The organism is Metabacillus bambusae (assembly GCF_017497975.1).
Classification (GTDB): domain Bacteria; phylum Bacillota; class Bacilli; order Bacillales; family Bacillaceae; genus Metabacillus; species Metabacillus bambusae.
In genome coordinates this window covers 15,682-36,242 of sequence record NZ_JAGDEL010000033.1, presented here as the reverse complement: position 1 = coordinate 36,242, position 20,561 = coordinate 15,682, and the positions used below count along the sequence as shown (strand labels likewise).

Genomic DNA, 20,561 nt, shown 5'->3' with positions numbered 1-20,561 from the left:
GGATTTTTTATAGTAAGAACCTAATAAGATTAATACTGATACTACCCAGACTAGAGCAAGTTTTGATCAAATTTTTGGCTTTTTTCTAAGAGATTGTTGCTTTTAAAACAAAAACTAATTCAAGTTGATTGGAACGGATTGCGAGACTCCTCCGGGAGTAGCGGGACAGGTGAGACCCACAGGCGTTTACACCGAGGAGGCTCACCGCCCGCCCCGCGGAAAGCGAGCATCTCTCGCTGCAATCAACCAGACCGCATTACTTGGTAAATAGCAACAAAGTTTGCGAAAACAGCCAAATTTTTTCAAAACTTGCTCTTTCAGTTTGAGCATTCATTTCCATAATAAACGTTTTAGATTTCATACTTCTAAATATAGTAAAAGCTTAGCTTTATTCCATAAAATAATTCCCAAAAGCATGTAAATAAAATTAAAATCGCTAGGTCTTGCAATTCACCTTTTTAGTCACTCTCAGTCTAACTAGCTCCCTCTATACCTTTCATCTGCTTTAATCCTGCTTTTCTATCTTTCATATAAAACAGAATAAACCCAAGCATTCCTGTAAAAGCGGATCCCGCTAATAATAGATATAAGGTTGTCCCCCCATAATTTTCAAACACAATACCACCGATCGATGATCCGATAATTCCGGTTATTCCAAAGGAGATCCCAACAAATACCATGTGTCCCGTTGCCTGCAATTCTTCTGGAATGGCTTTATACAAATACTCAAGTGCACCTAAAAAGGCAATAGCAAAGCAAATTCCATGGAGGATTTGGATAGATAATAGCATGGTTGGATCCTCTACAAAGGCAGTTAAAATCCAACGAACACTGTATAGAAACCCAGCGATGATCATATAAATAATCGGACTAGAAGATCTAAACCACTTGCTGCTTAAAAAGAATAATAACGCCTCACTTGAAACACCAATGAACCAAATCCAGCCCACAAACATTTCATTTCCACCTAGATCAAATAAATACAAGCTAATAAAGGAGTCACTAGTCCTATGTGTAAGCATTATAAGTGAAATCAAGAAAAAGAAGGCTAATAGTGTTGGATCCTTAAATAAAAGACCGATATTTTTATAGTTTACTTTTTTATTTCCTGCTTTAGCATCAGATAATAGCAATGCTAGCAAACATGTTATAATTGCAAACACTGTAATCGGAATGACTAAAAACCCTATGCCAAACTTAGAAAGTAAGAACCCGCTAAAAAGTGAAATTAAAGCAAAACCAATTGATCCCCACATTCGAATGGAACCAAATGTTACAGTATGAAGCTGAGATAGTCTTTTCCCAAGATTGTCTGCAAGGGGAATAATTGGTGAGAAAAAGAAGAAAAATACTGACCCTACAATAAGTACCCAGTGAAATGAATCGATTTGAAACAACCAAATCACACTAGCAACTAAGCCAAGTAAGCAAACAAACAGTACTTTTTTGACTGTTTTGTATTTATCGCTCGTATATCCCCATATTGGTTGAGCAATAAGACCAACAAAAGGGCCAATAGCTAAAAACCAACCTATTTGTGAACTCGTAAGTCCTTTGTCCTGAAAGTAAATTGGAAAAAAGCTAATCACCATAGAGGAAATGGCACTAATAAAAAACATAAACAGCCTTAAAGGGAAAAGCGGATATTTTGTTAACATATGAAAACTTCCTTCGAGTTTAAATAATATAGTAATAATTTGTCATTCTACTGTAAGGCTTAATTAAATTAGGCTTGTTTTCGCAAACTTTGTTGCTATTTACCAAGTAATGCGGTGTAGTTAATTGCATTGAGAGATGCTCGCTTTCCGCGGGGCGTGCGGTGAGCGCCTCCTCGGCGTTATCGCCTGCATGAGTCTCACATGACCCGCTGTTCCCGCAGGAGTCTCGCAATCCGCTCCAATCAACCTAAAAGTTTTTTGTTCAAGAAACTATAAAAAACAACAATCTTTTAGAAAGAGCCTTTTAAAAAGTAACCGTATACTTATCTTTGATAAAAAGCATAACATATAAAAAGACACTAGGAAATGTTGCATTTTCAGCTAGTGTCTTTTCAATTCAGTTAACAACCTCTTATTCAATTACTATATCTTGATTCCTTCATTCTTTCTAAGGTATCCCATATTCCCCAAAGATACATGATTCCTAAAGCACGATCATAAAGCCCGTAGCCAGGTCGGCATTTTTCTCCCCAAATATGTCTACCATGATCAGGTCTGACATATCCAGTGAAACCAACTTCATGATAAGCTTTTACAATTTCAGTTATATCAACTGACCCATCACATGTACGATGAGAGGTTTCAACAAAATCACCATTCTCAAATACTTTTATATTTCGAATATGTGCAAATGGGATTCTATCTGCAAATTCCTTGATCATTTCAGGTATATTATTACTCGGATTAGCACCTAGAGAGCCACTGCATAGTGTAACTCCGTTGTAAGGGCTGTCAACTAAATTTAGATGCTTACGGATATTTTCTTTATTCGTAATAATCCTTGGAAGACCAAAAATAGACCATGGTGGATCATCCGGATGAATCGCCATTTTTATATCATGTTTTTCTGCTACAGGGATAACTGACTCTAAAAAGTACGCAAGATTGTTCCAAAGTTTTTCTTCTGAGACGTTTTTATAGGCTTCAAAAAGATTAGACAAATCTTTTAATCTTTCTGGCTCCCACCCTGGCATTTTATATTCCAAATTGTTTGCATTTTGGTTTACAAGTTCAAATGGATCGATATCCTTTACCTTTGCATGTTCATAAAATAAAGCTGTAGAACCATCACTTAATGGTTTATATAAATCTACTCTAAACCAGTCAAAAATCGGCATAAAATTATAGCAAATAACCTTTACTCCCACAGCAGCTAGTCTTTCAATGGTTGTAATATAGTTTTGAATGTAAGTATCTCTTGTTGGTAAGCCGAGTTTTATATCTTCATGGATATTGACACTTTCCACTACATCAATGTTAAGGTTAAAGCTATCTGCTTGTTCTTTTACTTCTAAAATTTTCTCCATTGGCCATTCTTCACCAACTGGGATGTCATGAAGAGCCCATACAATTCCTTCTGTCCCAGGGATCTGTTTAATATCCTGTAAAGATATCGTATCGTTTCCTTCACCAAACCACCGAAAGCCCATTCTCATGCTTGTACCTCCTTATTTATAAAGTAGGAGACTATGAGTTAACTTGTATCCATAATAAATCTCCTAGATTATCTTGACAAAAGCATCTCTTTAATTGAACTATTATTTATTATTTGTTCACTATTAATTGCAGTAATGATTATCTTCTCTAAATCTATTTCCTTGTCTTCCAAATGACGTAATTGAATTGATTTTGTTTCACCTGGAGATAAATCAAAGAAGTTATCTGAACATTGAACTTCACCTTGTAAAATATCTAATTTTACAAGACGGGCAAGAACATCTGATTTTATCGTAATGATGTTTTCATGATGATTTAATTCAATTTGTAATTCAACTGTAGGATAAACAATATCTTTAAAATCTCTTAAATAATATAGGTCATCCTGAAAAACTCCAGTTTCTGAGTACAAGCGAACAACAACTTCTGCTTGATTAAATCCATTTAATAGTTGCTCTTCTGTAAAAATTGCTATTTCCTTTACAGCATTTTCATCTACATAGTAGCTAATTGCTCTTTTGAAAAGTTGTTCTCCTTTGAAGGTGACAACCTCGATCACTAACGTATCTTCTATCGCTTCAAGCCTGTCGTTAATAATAAATAATTTCAGCGGTTTACCAGGATCATGATCTAACGACGCCATAACTGGATCAAAAAATTTCTTTGCATAATAGAAAGAAGCCTTTGGCAATAATTCATAATCAATTAATGACCAGCTTGTTCCTGGCCAGCAATCATTATGCTGCCAAATCAGCGCCCCACTAGTGAATGGCTTATTTCGACGGTAGTGTTCGATACCATACTTTAATCCCTCTGCCTGTGTTAGCATTGAATAATTCATGTATTCTTCTATATTCGACGGGATGCCTGTGAAACCTTCCATGAGGAGTATTCCTTTTTCATGGAAATGGTCCTTGTTCCGATAGGACATTTCATCGCTCTTCCAATAAAATTCACCTTCTGGAATATGTTTAGACAATGTATATCTGTTTGAAGATGCATGCATACCAAATTCACTAGAAAATCGTGTGTAATCCTTTTTATAATTCTTAAATGATACTCCTTCAAGGGAAATATCTTGGATAACTGGCTCGCCTATTTTTCTCGGCTCGACATTCCCATGCCATACTTGCCAGTTATGCTTGTCACCCACAGCCTCTGAGTCAAGATCATTTTCACCCTCTGTGCCAAATGGTGAACTCGGCCAATACAAACGTGTTTGATCAAGTTCCTCAAGAATTTCCGGGATCAGGTTATGATAAATTTTCTCACCATAAAACGGTGTTGTAATTTCTCCATCAGAGCTTTTACGATCATAAATCCAATCAATTTCATTATTTCCACACCAAATTGCTAGTGAGGTATAACCTCTTAAACGCTTGATCACCTTCGTTACTTCATCACGGACATTTTCCATAAAGTTTCTGTTGTAATCAGGATATAATGCATTCGCAAACATAAAGTCTTGCCAGACCAGAATCCCAAGTCGGTCACATTCTTGATAGAATACATCCTTTTCATAAATGCCTCCACCCCAAATTCTCATCATATTCATATGAGAATCCTTAGCTAATTCCAATAATTTTGAATATCTACTATCTTCAGCCGCCCCAATAAAATTATGAACAGGTATCCAATTTGCTCCTTTTGCAAATATACGTACGCCATTCAGGTTAAATGCAAATAAATTCTCACCATTTTCATGTTTTTGTTCTACTTTAACCTCTCGTATTCCAAACTTTTGATCATACTCATCCAATTTTTGATTTTTTTCATCCTTTAATATAACCATTAGTTGATACAAGTGAGGGTCACCTAAATCATGTGTCCACCAAAGCTCTGGATTTTCCACTTCTATAGTTGCCAAACCAGTTCTATTCCTCACATTAACTAGTTCCTTAACGGAAGTTTCATTAGAACGGAGCTCAATCTCCAAGGTTAATAAATCTCGAAGTAGATATTGTTTATCAACTTCAACCTCTACAGTCACGATGGCTTTTTCTTTAGTAAGTTTAGTTGTTTTTGCAAAGACACTTTCAATCTTTGCTTTCTTTCTTTTTTTAATGGTAACATCTTTCCAAATCCCTGCTGTAACTAAACGCGGACCCCAATCCCAGCCAAAATTCATTGCAGCTTTTCTTGTCCAAATTCTTTCTTTCCCATAGCTACACCAGTAATTTCTTTCCTTCTGACTAATATGAATATGCAAGGGATCGAATTTAACTGCTAACGTATTTTCCCTTTTTTAAGCTCACTTGTAATAGTAAACAGATGCTCTATGAACATATTTTCTGTACTGCCGATCTCAATCCCGTTCAAATAAACAGTAGCAAATGTATCCAGACCCTCAAAGAGTAACTCTATATATTCTTGTTCCATTAGATCTTCGTTCCAAACAAACGTCGTTCGGTACCACCATTCTTTTTCTTCAACCCAACGACATTGTAAATCATTATGACCAACATAAGGATCTTCAATTAATTTTTTCGCAAGTAATGTTGAATGTACATCCCCTGGTACTTTTGCTGTCATCCAAAAATGATCAATATAGTTAGGGGAAGCAATTTCCAATGGATTTTTTTCTCTTGGTTCGAACCACTGCAATTTCCATTCTTTTAAACATTTCATTCGTTTGTCCTCCAATCCTCAGTTAGCTTTCACCATTGAAATCAGTTACTATTTTCCGGTACTTAGTAGGGGTAATCGTAGTACTTTTTTTGAAAATATGAACAAAATATTTATAATCCTTGTATCCAACCATTTCAGCAATCTCAAATACACGAAAAGGTGTTTCTTTTAACAAGACTTTTGCTTGATTTAGACGAACATCATGTAAAAAATCGTTAAAATGAGTACCTGTCTCTTGTTTTATAAGTTGGCTAAAGTAATTTGGAGAAACATTAATTACATTTGCTACTTCAGATGCTTTTAGATCACTAGCATAGTTCTCTTTTATATAGTTAACCGCTTTCATGATTAGCCAATGTTGACCGCCTTGTGTTGTAGATTGAAAGCGAATGTAATCTTCAATGTCTTTCATAAATAGGCTCTTAATTGCTTTATAAGAATTATAGATTGTTAAATTAACGTTTTCCGAAAATCTTACATACTGGTATTCCGGTAGATTAGTAAATAATTTCTTTTCTAGCTTTTTTAGTACATTAACAACATCGTTCAATAGACACATTTGATTTTTCTCAAAATGAGCAAAAAGATCATCAATAATCTTTTGAATTTCTGGGTGTTCATCACTTAGCATTTGGCTCAAACGTTTTTCAAACCTTGCTATTTCAAGATCAGTTATATGTGTTGGTAGTTTTTTAGCGTGATACACCTTTTCAGCTATACAATGAACTATTTCTATTCCTTCAGTTACAAGCTGATAGGATTTCAAAATATCATTTGGCTCTTTTTCTATTGACGAATAGCATCCACTGATACTAAACCCTATTTGGTTACTAACTCTTTCAACGACCTCATGAAAGAGTTCATTAAAATCACTTAGATCGTTCATCCTTTTACAACAGGTTAGTAAGCGATTTTCATCCAAAAATAGTGATACAGACATTAAGCCCTTCATTCTCAGCTCCTCACTTATTTTGGATTTCCATCTCTGTTTTAAAAGTTTTCGATCATCTTCATTTACTTGCATGATTGTCGAATCATAATGGTCTATTTCACTACAAAGAAACTGATATCCGTTGAAATTATTGTCTTTTAGGTTGACCTTTATATCCACTTCCTGCCCCATTACAATTGAAGAAAGCAGTTGCTTCATACTGAAAATCGATGCTTTATCTCTTTCCTTTTCCATTTCTTTTTGGATCACTTTAACAAGGTTCATAAGTTCATCAATATCTACTGGCTTTAATAAGTAATCGCTTACTCCCAACCTTATTGCACGTTTTGCATATTCAAACTCATCAAACCCACTAATGATAATCATGCGAATGTGCTGGAAGCGATTTGCAACCTTCTCTGCTAGCTCTAATCCGTCCATTACAGGCATGTTTACATCCGTTATAATGATATCAACATGAGTCTCCTCTAATATGCTAAGTGCTTCTTCACCATCGTATGCTTCACCAACCACTTCTACACAAAACTCATCCCATGGTACTGTCATTTTCAACCCTTGGCAAATGATTGGTTCATCGTCTACGATTAACAGTTTTAGCTTCATGTTGTAATCACCTACACCTTTTTATCCAAGCCGTTTTCTTGATAAGGAATCATAACTCTGACCCATGCTCCAGGGGAGTCCTTTGGAATGATCGAAATTTGCGCATCATCTCCGAATGCTAAATATAACCGATCTTGTATATTACTCAGGGCGTATCCATTTTTTATATTCTGCTGAAAATCTTGACTTGGAAATCCTTTCCCATTATCAATCACATCAATAATGACCTGTGACGCTTCTTGAAAACAACGAATATAGATATGCCTCGAAGTACGAAAATTTTCAAATCCATGATGAATGCTGTTTTCAATGAGGGGCTGTATCATTTGTTTTAATACTTTTGCTTTCAGTACCTCATGATCACAATAAAAAGTAAATGTTAAATGATTTCCCAACCTACCTTTTTGCAGCTCTAAATATATTTGGCTATAGGTTAGTTCATCCTTCAGAGAAATCCAGTGATTGCCACGATTTAAACTAATTCGGAACATTTTTGATAGCTGTTCAATTAATTTGCTCGTTTCCATTGCATGTTCAAGTCTAGCTGTCCAGCGAATCATATCAAGTGTGTTATAAAGAAAATGGGGATTGATTTGGCTTTGCAATAATTTTAATTCGGATTCTCTATTACTAATTTCCATTTTATATTTACTATCGATTAGAAATCTTATTCGGTCAACCATTTGATTAAACCTAAAACCTAATAGGCCAATTTCATCACTTGACATATCAGGAACCTTAGCAAAAAAATCTCCTTTTTCAACTCGTTGAGTCTGGTTTGTTAAATAAAGAATGCGCTTAATATTAAAATGATAAAAGCCAATCATTGCGAGTATTCCTAATAAAGTTAATACTATGATCATCAATTTAATCGATGCTTGTAGACCTGTTAATCCTTCTGCAACAGATTCCTTGTCAACTAAAGCAACGAGTGATAAATTCGTACCAGTTAATGGCTGTGTTACAACAGTAAATTCTTCTCCACTCTTCTTATAATTAATAGCCCCTTCCTGATCATCAATTTTTTTGATAGATGCCAAGAGAGCTTTATCAGGATATTTCTTTCCAATGTATTTTTGATTATAATGAAGAACAACATCGTTATTTTCATCTAAGACAAACATTTGTTTTTTCCCGCGTGAATTCGTTTCGATTAAATCATATAACTTACTAGCATCAAGCCGGATCGTAACCAAGCCAATTGGGCTAGACACATTATTGATATCATTTATGACTCGAAACAAGCTTATCACCTTGTTTTTTCTATCCCAATAGTCAGTAACGGTATATGCCCCACTCCATTGCACCATACCCTTTAGGACAATGGCTTTACTTTTCCAAACTCCTTCATCAGATAGAATTAGAGGGGGGCCTATATGAAACCGATTCTCTTTCATACTTTCTATTGTAATTGAGTCCATGTATGGCTTTGAATTGAGATGAAAAACGGAATAACCATTAATTCTATCTTCAATATTATTTAATGTGATTCTATTTTCAGGTGTATTGCTAGTATTAAAAAAACTTCCAAAATCCTCACTATAAATCATATAAGAAGAAATATCCTCGATATCCTGTAGAACAGCAGACAGATTCTTTCCGGTTTTCTCCAGATGACTTTTCGTATTATCAATTGCTTGAAGCTGGATAGCATGATTGGCTTTGGAATTAATAAACAAACTAAATGCCAGCATTGGGACAATTATTAAGACAATAAATATAAATAAAAATTTCCAAATGAGTTTCCAATTAGAAAAGAACAGGAGCTGTTTCATACAATCTTCCTCTTATACTTGTTTTCTATTAGATTACCCTTTTACTGCACCAGCTGTCATCCCCTTAACGAGATGTTCTTCTAAAAGCATATAGATGATAATGGTTGGAATGATCGCGATTGTAAGCCCTGCCATTTGTGCACCATAATTTGTTGTAAACTGTCCAGCAAAATTAGCTAGCCCTAATGGAAGGGTTTTAAGTGCTTCATCATTAATAAGAACTAGTGCAAATGAAAACTCATTCCAGTTATGAATAAAATTCAAAATGACAACCGTTGCAATTGCAGGCTTTGTCATCGGGAGAATGATTGACCAAAAAATCCGAAATACTCCACATCCGTCCATAATTGCAGACTCTTCAATATCACTTGGAAAAGCCCTCATGAAACTTACTAATATAAAGATCGTAATCGGTAAATTAAAGGCAATATAGGGTAAAATTAAGCCGATATGTGTGTTTAATAATCCGATATTTTTCATTAGTATAAACATGGGTACTAATGTTGCATGGATCGGTATTAGCATTCCAAATACAAAGAAACCATACATTGCCTTTCCCCACTTATACGTAAAACGAGCAAGAAAATAAGATGCTAGAGAGCCTGCAAATACTGTGATAATAACTGCTGCAACAGATACAATGACACTATTTAAAAAATACGTATCAAGTCTTGCCGTCTCCCAAGCAGTTTTATAATTTTCAAACATCCATTGCACCGGTAATCCAAAAGGATTTTTCGCAAAATCCATATTGTCTTTAAATGAATTTAGGAACATCCACAGAATTGGATAAGCATTTATTAAAGCATATACACCTAGCAGAAGATAGATAATCGTCTTTTTTGAAACCTTTTTCGCCTTCAACGTTCGATCTTCGACACTAATATTTCTCTGGTTATTCATCATGGTTTGTGGCATGAGAAACTCCTCCCCTCATTTTCTACTCGGATTTTCTTCTTAGAATGAGTGTTGATAAATAGACGAGCCCTAAGCTAAAGAAGAAGATAAATAAAGATAACGTACTTCCGTATCCATATCGTGTGGAAGAGAATGTTTGATCAAACATATACATAGCTAAAACCTCTGTTGAATGGCCCGGTCCCCCAGCTGTCATGACGTAAATTAAATCAAACGTACGCAAGCTTCCACTAATACATAAAATAACAGCGACAATGATTGTTTCTCTCATCATCGGGAGAGTGATATGCAATGTTCGTTTAAATCCAGAAGCACCATCAATCTCAGCAGCCTCATACAACTCTTGTGGAATATTTTGCAATGCAGCTAAGAAGATAATTAAATATAAACCAACAAACTGCCAAATCATTGTGATACAAACGGAAATCATCGCCCATTTTGGATCACCTAGCCAGTTTTGGGTTAAGTTTTCTAAACCAACTGCTTCAAGCATCTGGTTAAACAGCCCTCGTCTAGAGTTATACATCATACCCCATACTAAAGAGATAATGACTGTTGAAATAACGACAGGCATGAAGCCAATTGTTCGAAATAATTTTCCACCCTTCATTTTTCTGTTTAACAAAAGGGCAAAAAATAACGCGATTGGAACCTGACCAAAAACAGACGCCACGACAACAAACAGATTATTTTTCAGAGCTAGCCAAAAAATCGGATCAGATAAAGCCTCTTTAAAGTTACCTAATCCAATAAACCTCATTTCGGTAAATCCATCCCACTCCATGACAGAATAATAGAAAGAGATAATAATTGGGATAATCGCAAACAATACATATATGATGAAAGCAGGAGCTAACCCGATAATAGCTGGCCATTTATTTCGACTTAATAGATGCATGAAATTCCCTCCTTTAAGAAAAGCGCAAGCACCTTGATTAGCCAAGCTTAAGACGCTCATGAATCTTAAATTTCACGAGTGCTGTAGACCTGAGAGGAACTAGGCGCTGAAGTTAGACACGAACACTTAGTGCATATAACGTATCTTTCTTATGTTTTTGGCTCTGTTAAACTTGGTTGTTGATTTCCGCTGCGGGCGGAGCCTTCAGCAGGAGTCTCACGTATTCGTTCCAATCAACAGTGAGCTTTAACAGAGCCAATCTTTTAAAAAGAAGGAAATCAAGTATAACGACAACTTGATTTCCTTATCTTGTTTTTTATTTCTGTTTATCCACTGCTGCTTGGAGCTTTTCAGCTAGCTCTTCAGGTGTCAGAGTTCCAATCGATACTTCTTGAAGTCCGGAATTGATCACATCTGTTACATCTACCGGTATAGTTGCATCGTAAACAGGTGACGTTTGTTTACTAACGATTTCAGATACCTCTTTTAATGCGTCACTTACACCCTCTGGGGCTTCAATGTCAGCTGCAACTAAAATATCAGCTTTCATTAAATCTGAATAATACTCTTCATCATAAAAGCTTTTTAAAAATTCCTGTGCAGCTTCTAATTTTTCACCTTCAAGCTTGCTATTTAAAGAAATCCCTGTACCAGTTACTGCGGAAACAGCCTCTGGATTTCCGTCTCCACCTTCAATGGCTGGGAATGGAGCAATACCAAGATTTTTATCATCTTCCATTGCTTCTAATAATGGTCCAAGTGACCATGCTCCATCAATCATCATTGCTGCTTCATCTAATACAAATAGGTCTCGATGCTGAATATTGTCTATGGAGTTAAAATCTTCATTAAACGCTTTCATATCTGCTAATTCTTTAATTACTCCAACTGCTTTAACAAATCTTTCATCCGTAAATTTCTTTTCTCCATTTAAAACAGAAGTTAAGAAATCACTGCCAGTCATCCGATCACCAATTGTTGAGATATAACTAGACTGTAATACCCACTGTGCTTTATTTCCAAGTGCAATCGGAATGATATCTTTATCCTGTATTTTAGTTATTAATGTTTTTAATTCTTCATATGTTTTTGGGAACTCATCATAACCTAGTTCAGCTAGCATGGATTTGTTGTAATAGACAAGGCTAGTAGGTGTAACGTTAGCTGGTAAAGCATATTGCTTATCCCCAACCTTATAATCACCTAACATTCCTTCATTAATTAAACCATCCCAATGGCTTAAAATATCATCGATCGGTTGAATCAGTTCACCATCAACTAATGGTGTTAATTCTGCACCTGGGAATACTTGAATTAAGTCTGGAAGCTGTTGACCAGCCGCTTGTGTTTTCACTTTCACCTTAAACTGATCATGTGGTATGTTTTGTTGCTTAATGACGATATTTGGATGTTCCTCCATAAATTTTTCTACTTGTTTCAAACTTGCTTCATTTTGAGGTGATGGCTCAGTCCAGATGTTCCAAAAAGTTAATTCAATCTTTTCCCCATTTTCCTTTGAACTACCCGAAGACTTTTCATTACTATTCCCAGAACATGCTGTCATGATGGATAAAACCATGATCATGAGAATAACTAAAGCTTTTATTTTGAGACTTTTCATAATTCCTTACCCCCTATGAACTGTTTGTATCATTCGTACAAATTAATTGTAAACGCTTTCTGAAAGATAGATAATCCCAAAATTTTAAGAAACTATCCTAAATTTTCACACAAAATTAAAAAACTGATCTTTAAATATAAAATCAACATTTAATCTAGTAACATACAGATTTTCAATAAAGAAAGACTTGATCATTCTAATAAAATCACCATTCTATTTTTCCCTTTTTTATCCTATTGATGACAACCTATCATGTGCTGTATCATCCATATGAAGTTATGATTCTATCGATAAAGGGGAATGCATCCTGAAAAAATATTTTTTTGTTTTCATAGCTATATTTCTATTAATTTCGAGTTTACCTCTTACTAAAACATTTGCAATGATAGCTACTGAACCAAAAATTCAAGTCAAGCTAGTTAATTATATCGGAAATCAAACACAGCTTTCTTTAAAAATTCATGGTGAATATCTTATTACAAATCAAAATATTCGTTTACTAGACGGAATAACATATATAGCAAAGGTGGAAAATGGAAAAATTTCATTATTTGATGGTTCTACTAAATTAACAACAGTTGATAAGTTAGAGCTTTCACCTGTTGCCTATACAAATTACCTTTCGATTAATAACCGTCCTTATTTAGGTACATTTCAATTTATCGCTGAAAATTCTAAATATATTAGACCGATTAATACCGTCTATTTTGAGGATTATTTAAAAGGTGTTGTCCCTTTTGAAATGATGGCAAGCTGGAATAAAGAAGCACTTAAAGCTCAAGCGATTGCTGCTCGTTCATATGCAGCAGGTTATCTTTCTAAAGTAATTGATGACACTATCAACTACCAAGTTTATGGTGGCTATGCATGGCATCCTAACAGTACAGCTGCCGTCGATGAAACAATTGGTGAAGTATTAAAACTGAATGGGCGTTTAATTAGTACTGTATTTTCAGCAAGCAACGGCGGTAAAACAGAATCTAATACAAATGCCTGGGGTAGTACAGCCCTTTCATATCTTCCAATAAAGGAAGATCCTTTTGATGTTAAAACACCTTGGACATTATCGATAAATAAGCAGCAGATCGATACATCCTCGTTAGATTTAAAAAACTCATCATTATGGTGGAACCAAACAAAAGAAACAGATAGCTCTCTAACAACAACAATGACAGCTTGGTTAAAACAAAATGGTTATGCTGGAAAAGACCTTAAAATTGTGTCTGTTCCAACGGTATCTTTACACACACCAACATCAGGCGGACGCATGTCAAAAGGTGATATTTCTATTGAATTTTTTGTTAAAGATGTTGTTAATCAAAATGGCGAGCTTATTTTACAAAAGGTCGAATACAAAAACACAACTGCTTCTCGAATTCGAGCTATGATTGGAAATCGCGTAATTCTAAGTTATCTTATTTCAAAAACGAATGAAACACCTGAAAGCATTACAATCTCAGGGCTTGGTGATGGACATGGTGTTGGACTAAGTCAATGGGGGGCAAAAAACCGCGCAGATGCGGGACAATCATACCGTGAGATTTTAAGTTTTTACTATGAAGGTGCAAGCCTTGTAAAAGAATATACTGGAAGAGAACAAATTACTGAAATTGTACCGATTACTGAAGCCCCAAAATCGGTGAATACAGAAAAACCTGTGGTGCAAGTACCTGTAAACAAGTCACCACAACCAAAAACTCCAGTCAAAAAGCAAATACCCGACAAAAAAGCACCTATCATTAGCCAAGTGAAGATCTCTGTGGACAATTCGAAAAAGAAGGCATCCCTTACATTTAAAATTGATGAAACAGCAAAGGTAACTGTTTATATTAAAAATGCGCAAGGTAAGCTTCTTACCTATTTAACTAAAGATACTTCCACAAAAGCAGGAATTATTCAAAAGCAATATGACTTTTCAAAACTTCCTAATGGAATATATTACGCAGGAATTATCGCAGTAGATGGCAGCAACAATCGTTCATCAACATTGCCATCCTTTTCAGTTAAAATACCTGCTCCAGCTAAAGCTGTGAGACTAAAAACTGGACAAGTAACAGCAACAAAATTAAATGTCCTTGCTACTGCCTCATCAAAAGGGAAGGTCATCGGTTCATTAAAGAAAAAACAAACTATAACAATTGTATCCACAAGTGCTTCTTGGCATAAAGTTAAATACGGAAAGTCGTATGGCTACGTTCCTGTAAAATATGTAAAATAAATTTAATATACAGGTACTACCTACTAACTTGTATGCGATGAAAAGGTGGCTCACTTATAAAGTGATGCCACCTTTTTATTGCAACTGAAGGGATACTTAATAGGAAATCTACTAGAAATTAATGTATACTGAGTATTACTATGACAATTTATTAGTATATGGAGTGCTTAACTATGTTAGAAAACTTTTCCAATCCAACTGATCGTTTTGGATTCGGTGAATCTTTACCACAACAAATTGCAAAACAAATTTTAAAGAAGATTATCGAAGGTGAATTAAAGGCTGGGGATAGGATTTTGGAAGATGAAATTTCTAAGGAATTGAATACTAGCCGTGCACCTGTTCGAGAGGCACTTTATTTGTTACAAGTGGATGGAATTGTTGAGAGGATACCACGCAGAGGAACGGTTGTAAAATCTTTTACTCATCTTGATATTGTTGAATACAACGACGCCATGATTGGCTTAATTCAAGCTGCAGTTGAATTCTCCAAGCAAAAGTGGCAAGAGGAACAGATTAAGAATTTACATGATTACTTGGTTAAAGCAACCTATGAATGTGAACAGAAAAATGTAATTAACTATCAATTAATAGCTGAACAGCTATTTAGATATCTTTTCATTGTCGCTGAAAATAAAGCATTACTTAGATTTTATGAGGAAGCAGGTCATATACTCAGAGTTTTTGCCCAATCACAGTGGAACGAGAAAACAATGGAGTCCTTCCATAAAGAATTGAGTTATTTTTGTGAAGCGATAATCAATTCACAATTTAATGAAGCAAAAACAGCGATTTTTAATACATTAAAGCTAGGGGTAAAATAAGCCTCTAGTGCTTCGTGCAAATTGTCGACAATCGACATTTTACATGATATTATTTAAACGTACCTTGGAGTAATCCTTATTGAATTTACATCTTTATATTATGAGGGGGACGTTTTTATGCAAAAGTTTGATTTTTCTAATAAAATTGCCATCGTTACTGGTGGAGGTGGCGGTATCGGTCGTTCAGCGTCTTTAATGCTTTCTGAAAACGGTGCCAAAGTAATCGTCGTCGACCTTTCTGAAGAACTAGGTAAAGAAACAGTGAACCAGATCAGAGAAAAAGGTGGAGAAGCAACATTCGTTAAAGCTGACGTATCAAATGAAGAAGATATTAAAGGGTATGTTCAAGAAACGATTGATACTTATGGAAAAATTGATATTTTCTTAAACAATGCTGGCTGGGAAGGTAAAATCACACCGCTGGTTGATTACCCAACCGAAATATTCGACAAAGTTATGGCAATCAATGTACGTGGTGTCTTTTTAGGAATGAAATATGTACTGCCGTACATGATTGAACAAAAGAGCGGCGCGATTGTAAATACAGCCTCTGTTGCAGGTCTACAAGCAACTCCTAGCCTTATTGCATATGGTGCGAGTAAACACGCTGTAGTTGGCATGACAAAAACGGCTGGTGTCGAAGCAGCTCCTCATGGTGTGCGTGTTAATGCTGTTTTACCAGGTGTTGTAAATACAGCGATGATGCGTTCAATTGAAAGCGGCTATGGTCAAGGAAATGCTGAAGTAGCAGAAGCAGCTAGAAAAAGAATGGAAGAAACAACACCTGATGGTCGTTATGCAGAGCCACAAGACATAACAAACGTTATGATGTATCTAGTTTCTGATCTATCTCAACATGTTGTTGGACAAGAATTTGTCGTTGATGGCGGTTCAATGTTACTTTAAGAAAAGGTATGGAATAAGAGTTGTTGGTATTGCACCAGGTTTTATTGAAACACCAATTATTGGGGACGACAAAGAATTTCTTGAAAAATTGGCTAATCAACATATGAGAAAGAAATTAATTCAACCTGAAAAAGTAGCTGATGTAGTTACCTTCCTTTTCTCTGCAAACGCAGATGCAATAAACGGAAAAGTTATTCCAGTAGATGATGGTTTCTTAAGCTTTAAAGGCTAAATGTACAAATAATTAACCCTTGAATCCAGTTTATTATTTGATTCAAGGGTTTTTTTCCTCTGTTATATACACTTAGCTTAGTATTTCAGTCAAACCCATTTCACAAATAAAATCAAACCCTGGACGTAACAAGACTTGTTTGCTTAATTTTCTATCCATTCTCTAGCTTTACTCATCCGCTGTGTTTAATGCTTCTTTCTCTCTTATATAGTTTAGAAAGTTTGTTTTATCCTCAAGTTCTCGTTCTAAGTACCCTAGGTAAGCAAATAGTAAGCTAATATCTTTAGATAATTCCCCATCATCATGGATATATTTTTCTCTTATTTTTTTTACTTCTTTTTTTACAATCCAGCGTTCGCTTTTATCCTCTTTTTCAACAATGTTGAAGCCCACTACATCTTCTGCTGGAATAAGCTCGATTCCCATAAAACGTTTCACTGGGTTTGCCGAACTGTTATTTATCATATAAACAAACTTTTCAGCTTCTAGTTCAGAAATTGCATCTGGATGAATTTTAATTGATTTTGGAATCACATCTTGATTAACGATAAATTCCTTTAATTGATCAACTATCTTCATTTTCTTGCCCCCATTCAATAACTCTACATAGTACAACCTATTCTAAGGGGCTATAAATAATTACTTGCAAATAATGTTCTTTAGGAAACACTATAATCGAATTGCCATTAATGGAACAGCTGCCAAACTTAACGCACTTTACCAATTTATTAAAGTATAAATTGAACATATAACCACATTTACAATACAAAATTATTAAATAAACCATTTGTATAAGTCAAAACTAATGGGGGTATAATGTGAATAAACCTTTTTCAATACCTGTTTTGTAGATGGATTCTCCACTGAGGGCTGGCTCATATCTTGAGTCAGCCCTTTTGTCTTTCCCCTTTTAAAAATGGACATACAAAAACAGGCCCTTTTATGAGGGCCTGTCTGTATGGTTCATTTGGTTTTATATTTTTTGAACGTTCGCAGCTTGTGGTCCTCTGTTTCCTTGCTCAATATCAAAAGAAACTTCCTGACCTTCATCTAAGCTTTTGTAACCTTCTCCTTGAATTGAAGAAAAGTGAACAAATACATCTTCTCCACCTTCAACTTCAATAAATCCAAAACCTTTTTCTGAATTAAACCATTTTACTTTTCCTTGTGCCATTAACAATTTCCTCCTAAATCAATCAAAACACGTTTGATGATAATTTCGATTACTATTATACCCGCCAGGAAACATAATAAACCTAAATTTGATAAAAATTTTTTTATTTTTGTAAAAGCACGGTTAGCTTTAATAAAATTCTTTTTAGAAACAACACAAAACTCAAGGGAATGACCCTTCTAATTCCCTAAAAACACATTCCAAAAGTCTGGAAACTTCCACTAATGGTATTTTCTATGATAAAATTTCTTTATACAAATAATAAAGAGCTGGAGAAGATGATGACTAACTATAAAATTTTATTTCTAGACATTGATGGAACCATTTTAAAACCTGATGATACAATCGAAGATTCAACGAAGCAAGCTGTAGCTGAGGTAACGCAAAAAGGGATCGAGGTTTTTCTCGCGACTGGTAGACCCTTGCATGAAATTGATCATATTGCAGAAGAGCTAAACATTCAATCCTTCATTGGCTATAATGGTGCATATGCTATTCATCAAGGAAAGGATATTTTCAAGTCACCAATGAGCGCTAATTCGGTTAAAAGCTTTGTGGACATTGCAAAAAACAACGGACATGAGCTTGTTTTGTACACTCATGATAAAAATATCTTTTCAGATCTAGAAAGCACTGTTGTACAAGAGTTTATTGACGCATTTCATTTACATAAAAATGACCATTATTCATTAGATGTAATTAATCAAATACTCGGTATTACTTTAATTAATTTAAGTGAAAACGAACCTGCTCTTTATGAAAAAAACGATCACAATATTCATTTATCACAAGTAAATGTTGATGGATTACGTCATTGTTTTGACGTGATCAGGGATACTGTCAACAAAGGTATTGCCATTCAGCACATACTTGAACTCTTCCAGATTCCTAGAGAATCATCCATTGCATTTGGCGATGGAATGAATGATAAAGAAATGCTTAGCTTTGTAGGTGAGGGCTTTGCGATGGGAAATGGACACCCTGATCTCTTTCAATATGCAAAGCACAAAACAACAAAAGTAACAGATTCTGGTATTTATAATGGGTTGAAATCGCTTGGCCTTGTTAACTAATTAAGGAAAAACTCTCCCTTCTTATAAAATTTGGCTCTCTTCAGCCATATATAAAACGATAAAAAACAGTGCAAATCGCATATGAATTTGCACTGTTTTTTATTAAGTAAAAATGATGGAATTTCACTACACATTATGATGAGTTATAAATAACTGTATATCCTTTCCATTAATGTAAATACTAAAACAAAAGCGCAAGCGTACGTTTAGGCTCGTAAAGAAAGTACTTCGTCTTATCTAGCAGCAGCTCCTAGCCCTTCTTAGTCATAGGACATTCAGCTTGAGAAGAAACCCACAATAATCATATGCTCACCTTATGCTGTCAGAGCTTAACAGTTTACTGGATGTCGAATCTATTCACATTACAATAATTTACAGTTTCCTAAAAAATGAATCCGGATGTGAATTTTTATCATTCACTTTTCTTTATTAGGGTGATCAAATGGGACAAACAAAAATAAATGCTCTTCAACTATTTTATGTCATAGTTGGATTTCAAGTAGGAAATACCTTGGTTTACGGATTAGGTGGCGGGGCAAAGCAGGATGCTTGGCTTGTTATTTTGACTGCGATGCTTGGTGGTTTAATCTTAATGTTTGTCTATACAAAATTAGCATCCTATTACCCAGAGGATACATTGCTTCAAATGCTCCCTAAAATAATCGGTAAATACATTACCTTTCCGTTTATTTTAACTTACATCATCTACTTTACGTATCTAGCTTCAAGAGCTTGTCGGGATTTTGCAGAACTTATCGCCGCAACGATCTTAGTTGATACTCCAATGGTCATTGTCATTGGAAGCTTTATGGGATTAATGATTTATTGTCTAAGAGGTGGAGTTGAGACCTTCGGGAGAATGGGAGAAGCTGTGTTTCCGATTTACGTCCTTTCCATGTTTGTCATTTGGATTCTATTATTAAGTGTAAAAGAATTCACTATTAATAATTTGACACCTATTTTAGGAAATGGACTGACCCCGATAATAAAAGAGGTATTCCCAACCGTATTAACCTTTCCTTTTGGAGAGTCGATCATTATTTTGATGTTTTTTCCATTTTTAAACAATAAAAAGAATGTAACAAAGCTTGGAATGGCAATTGTTCTAACTACAGGTGTTTTGATGACACTAAATTTAATCATGACCATTTCAGTTTTAGGCCCAGAAATTTATAGCCATGATTTCTTCCCTCTTCTTTCGGCAACTCGAATGGTATCGATCGCTGATTTTCTTGAACGATTTGATGCTTTAATTATTTTAATGATGGTAGCAGGGGTGTTTTTTAAGGTCGGGGGCTGGACATTTGGTGCTGCTATTGGGATCGCGCACCTATTTAAACTAAAACAGACTAAATCTGTATTCCTTGGATTAGGAACCATTATCATCCCATTTGCAATCGTATCTCATCCAAATCAGGTCGCATATAATGAATTTGGATTGGACTATTTCACCTTATATGCACATGTACCTTTGCAAATTATATTCCCGATTTTATTGCTTATCATCGCATTTATTCGCAAAAAATTTAGCTCTACGAAAAGTCAATCTTGACGATACAAAACACCGTTCAAAATATCGGACGG

General features: G+C 35.1%; 15 protein-coding genes and 1 pseudogene. 6 read left to right on the top strand and 10 right to left on the bottom strand.

The annotated features are described in order from the left end of the window. Positions 1 to 473 precede the first annotated feature (473 nt). The 8 genes and pseudogenes from I7822_RS26840 to I7822_RS26805 form a co-directional block, all read right to left on the bottom strand. Positions 474 to 1,658: an MFS transporter gene (locus I7822_RS26840; RefSeq protein WP_207982118.1), complete on the bottom strand. Its 1,185-nt coding sequence runs from the start codon at positions 1,656 to 1,658 to the stop codon at positions 474 to 476. A 416-nt stretch (positions 1,659 to 2,074) separates the two neighbouring features. Continuing rightward, positions 2,075 to 3,154 carry a mannonate dehydratase gene (gene uxuA, locus I7822_RS26835; protein ID WP_207982117.1) on the bottom strand — a complete coding sequence of 360 codons (1,080 nt, stop codon included), beginning with the start codon at positions 3,152 to 3,154 and terminating at the stop codon, positions 2,075 to 2,077. 68 nt (positions 3,155 to 3,222) lie between these two features. Next, a pseudogene (locus I7822_RS26830) lies at positions 3,223 to 5,783 on the bottom strand (beta-mannosidase). Between the two features lie 22 nt (positions 5,784 to 5,805). Beyond that, positions 5,806 to 7,338, bottom strand: coding sequence for a response regulator transcription factor (locus I7822_RS26825; protein WP_207982116.1), 1,533 nt, complete (start codon positions 7,336 to 7,338; stop codon positions 5,806 to 5,808). A gap of 11 nt (positions 7,339 to 7,349) precedes the next feature. Continuing rightward, positions 7,350 to 9,113, bottom strand: a complete 1,764-nt coding sequence (locus tag I7822_RS26820; protein ID WP_207982115.1) for a sensor histidine kinase — start codon at positions 9,111 to 9,113, stop codon at positions 7,350 to 7,352. Between the two features lie 33 nt (positions 9,114 to 9,146). Then, on the bottom strand, positions 9,147 to 10,031 hold the full coding sequence (locus I7822_RS26815) for a carbohydrate ABC transporter permease (protein ID WP_243459703.1): 885 nt from the start codon (positions 10,029 to 10,031) through the stop codon (positions 9,147 to 9,149). A 22-nt stretch (positions 10,032 to 10,053) separates the two neighbouring features. Further along, on the bottom strand, positions 10,054 to 10,929 hold the full coding sequence (locus I7822_RS26810) for a carbohydrate ABC transporter permease (RefSeq protein ID WP_207982114.1): 876 nt from the start codon (positions 10,927 to 10,929) through the stop codon (positions 10,054 to 10,056). A gap of 316 nt (positions 10,930 to 11,245) precedes the next feature. Beyond that, positions 11,246 to 12,550 (bottom strand): extracellular solute-binding protein, encoded by a 1,305-nt coding sequence (locus I7822_RS26805; RefSeq protein ID WP_207982113.1) that lies wholly within the window; start codon positions 12,548 to 12,550, stop codon positions 11,246 to 11,248. Positions 12,551 to 12,932: 382 nt separating this feature from the next. Between I7822_RS26805 and I7822_RS26800 the strand changes: the two genes are divergently transcribed. From I7822_RS26800 to I7822_RS26785, 4 genes are all read left to right on the top strand, one after another. Continuing rightward, on the top strand, positions 12,933 to 14,768 hold the full coding sequence (locus I7822_RS26800) for a SpoIID/LytB domain-containing protein (RefSeq protein WP_207982112.1): 1,836 nt from the start codon (positions 12,933 to 12,935) through the stop codon (positions 14,766 to 14,768). Positions 14,769 to 14,941: 173 nt separating this feature from the next. Continuing rightward, positions 14,942 to 15,592: a GntR family transcriptional regulator gene (locus tag I7822_RS26795; protein WP_207982111.1), complete on the top strand. Its 651-nt coding sequence runs from the start codon at positions 14,942 to 14,944 to the stop codon at positions 15,590 to 15,592. A gap of 117 nt (positions 15,593 to 15,709) precedes the next feature. Continuing rightward, entirely contained in the window at positions 15,710 to 16,498 is a 789-nt protein-coding gene (locus tag I7822_RS26790; RefSeq protein WP_207982110.1) for an SDR family NAD(P)-dependent oxidoreductase, read from the top strand. After that, positions 16,476 to 16,730, top strand: coding sequence for an SDR family oxidoreductase (locus I7822_RS26785; protein WP_243459702.1), 255 nt, complete (start codon positions 16,476 to 16,478; stop codon positions 16,728 to 16,730). The genes I7822_RS26790 and I7822_RS26785 overlap by 23 nt, the downstream gene beginning before the upstream one ends. Before the next feature lie 168 nt (positions 16,731 to 16,898). Here I7822_RS26785 and I7822_RS26780 read toward each other — a convergent pair whose 3' ends face one another. Together I7822_RS26780 and I7822_RS26775 are read right to left on the bottom strand one after the other, a co-directional pair. Beyond that, positions 16,899 to 17,309: a hypothetical protein gene (locus tag I7822_RS26780; protein WP_207982108.1), complete on the bottom strand. Its 411-nt coding sequence runs from the start codon at positions 17,307 to 17,309 to the stop codon at positions 16,899 to 16,901. Positions 17,310 to 17,703: 394 nt separating this feature from the next. After that, positions 17,704 to 17,904, bottom strand: coding sequence for a cold-shock protein (locus I7822_RS26775; RefSeq protein WP_066325229.1), 201 nt, complete (start codon positions 17,902 to 17,904; stop codon positions 17,704 to 17,706). 278 nt (positions 17,905 to 18,182) lie between these two features. Here I7822_RS26775 and I7822_RS26770 point away from each other — a divergent pair, with 278 nt between their 5' ends. Together I7822_RS26770 and I7822_RS26765 are read left to right on the top strand one after the other, a co-directional pair. Then, a complete protein-coding gene (locus tag I7822_RS26770; RefSeq protein ID WP_307847894.1) occupies positions 18,183 to 18,977 on the top strand; it encodes an HAD family hydrolase in 795 nt (264 codons plus the stop codon). Between the two features lie 442 nt (positions 18,978 to 19,419). Next, on the top strand, positions 19,420 to 20,529 hold the full coding sequence (locus tag I7822_RS26765; RefSeq protein WP_207982107.1) for a GerAB/ArcD/ProY family transporter: 1,110 nt from the start codon (positions 19,420 to 19,422) through the stop codon (positions 20,527 to 20,529). Positions 20,530 to 20,561 lie beyond the last annotated feature (32 nt).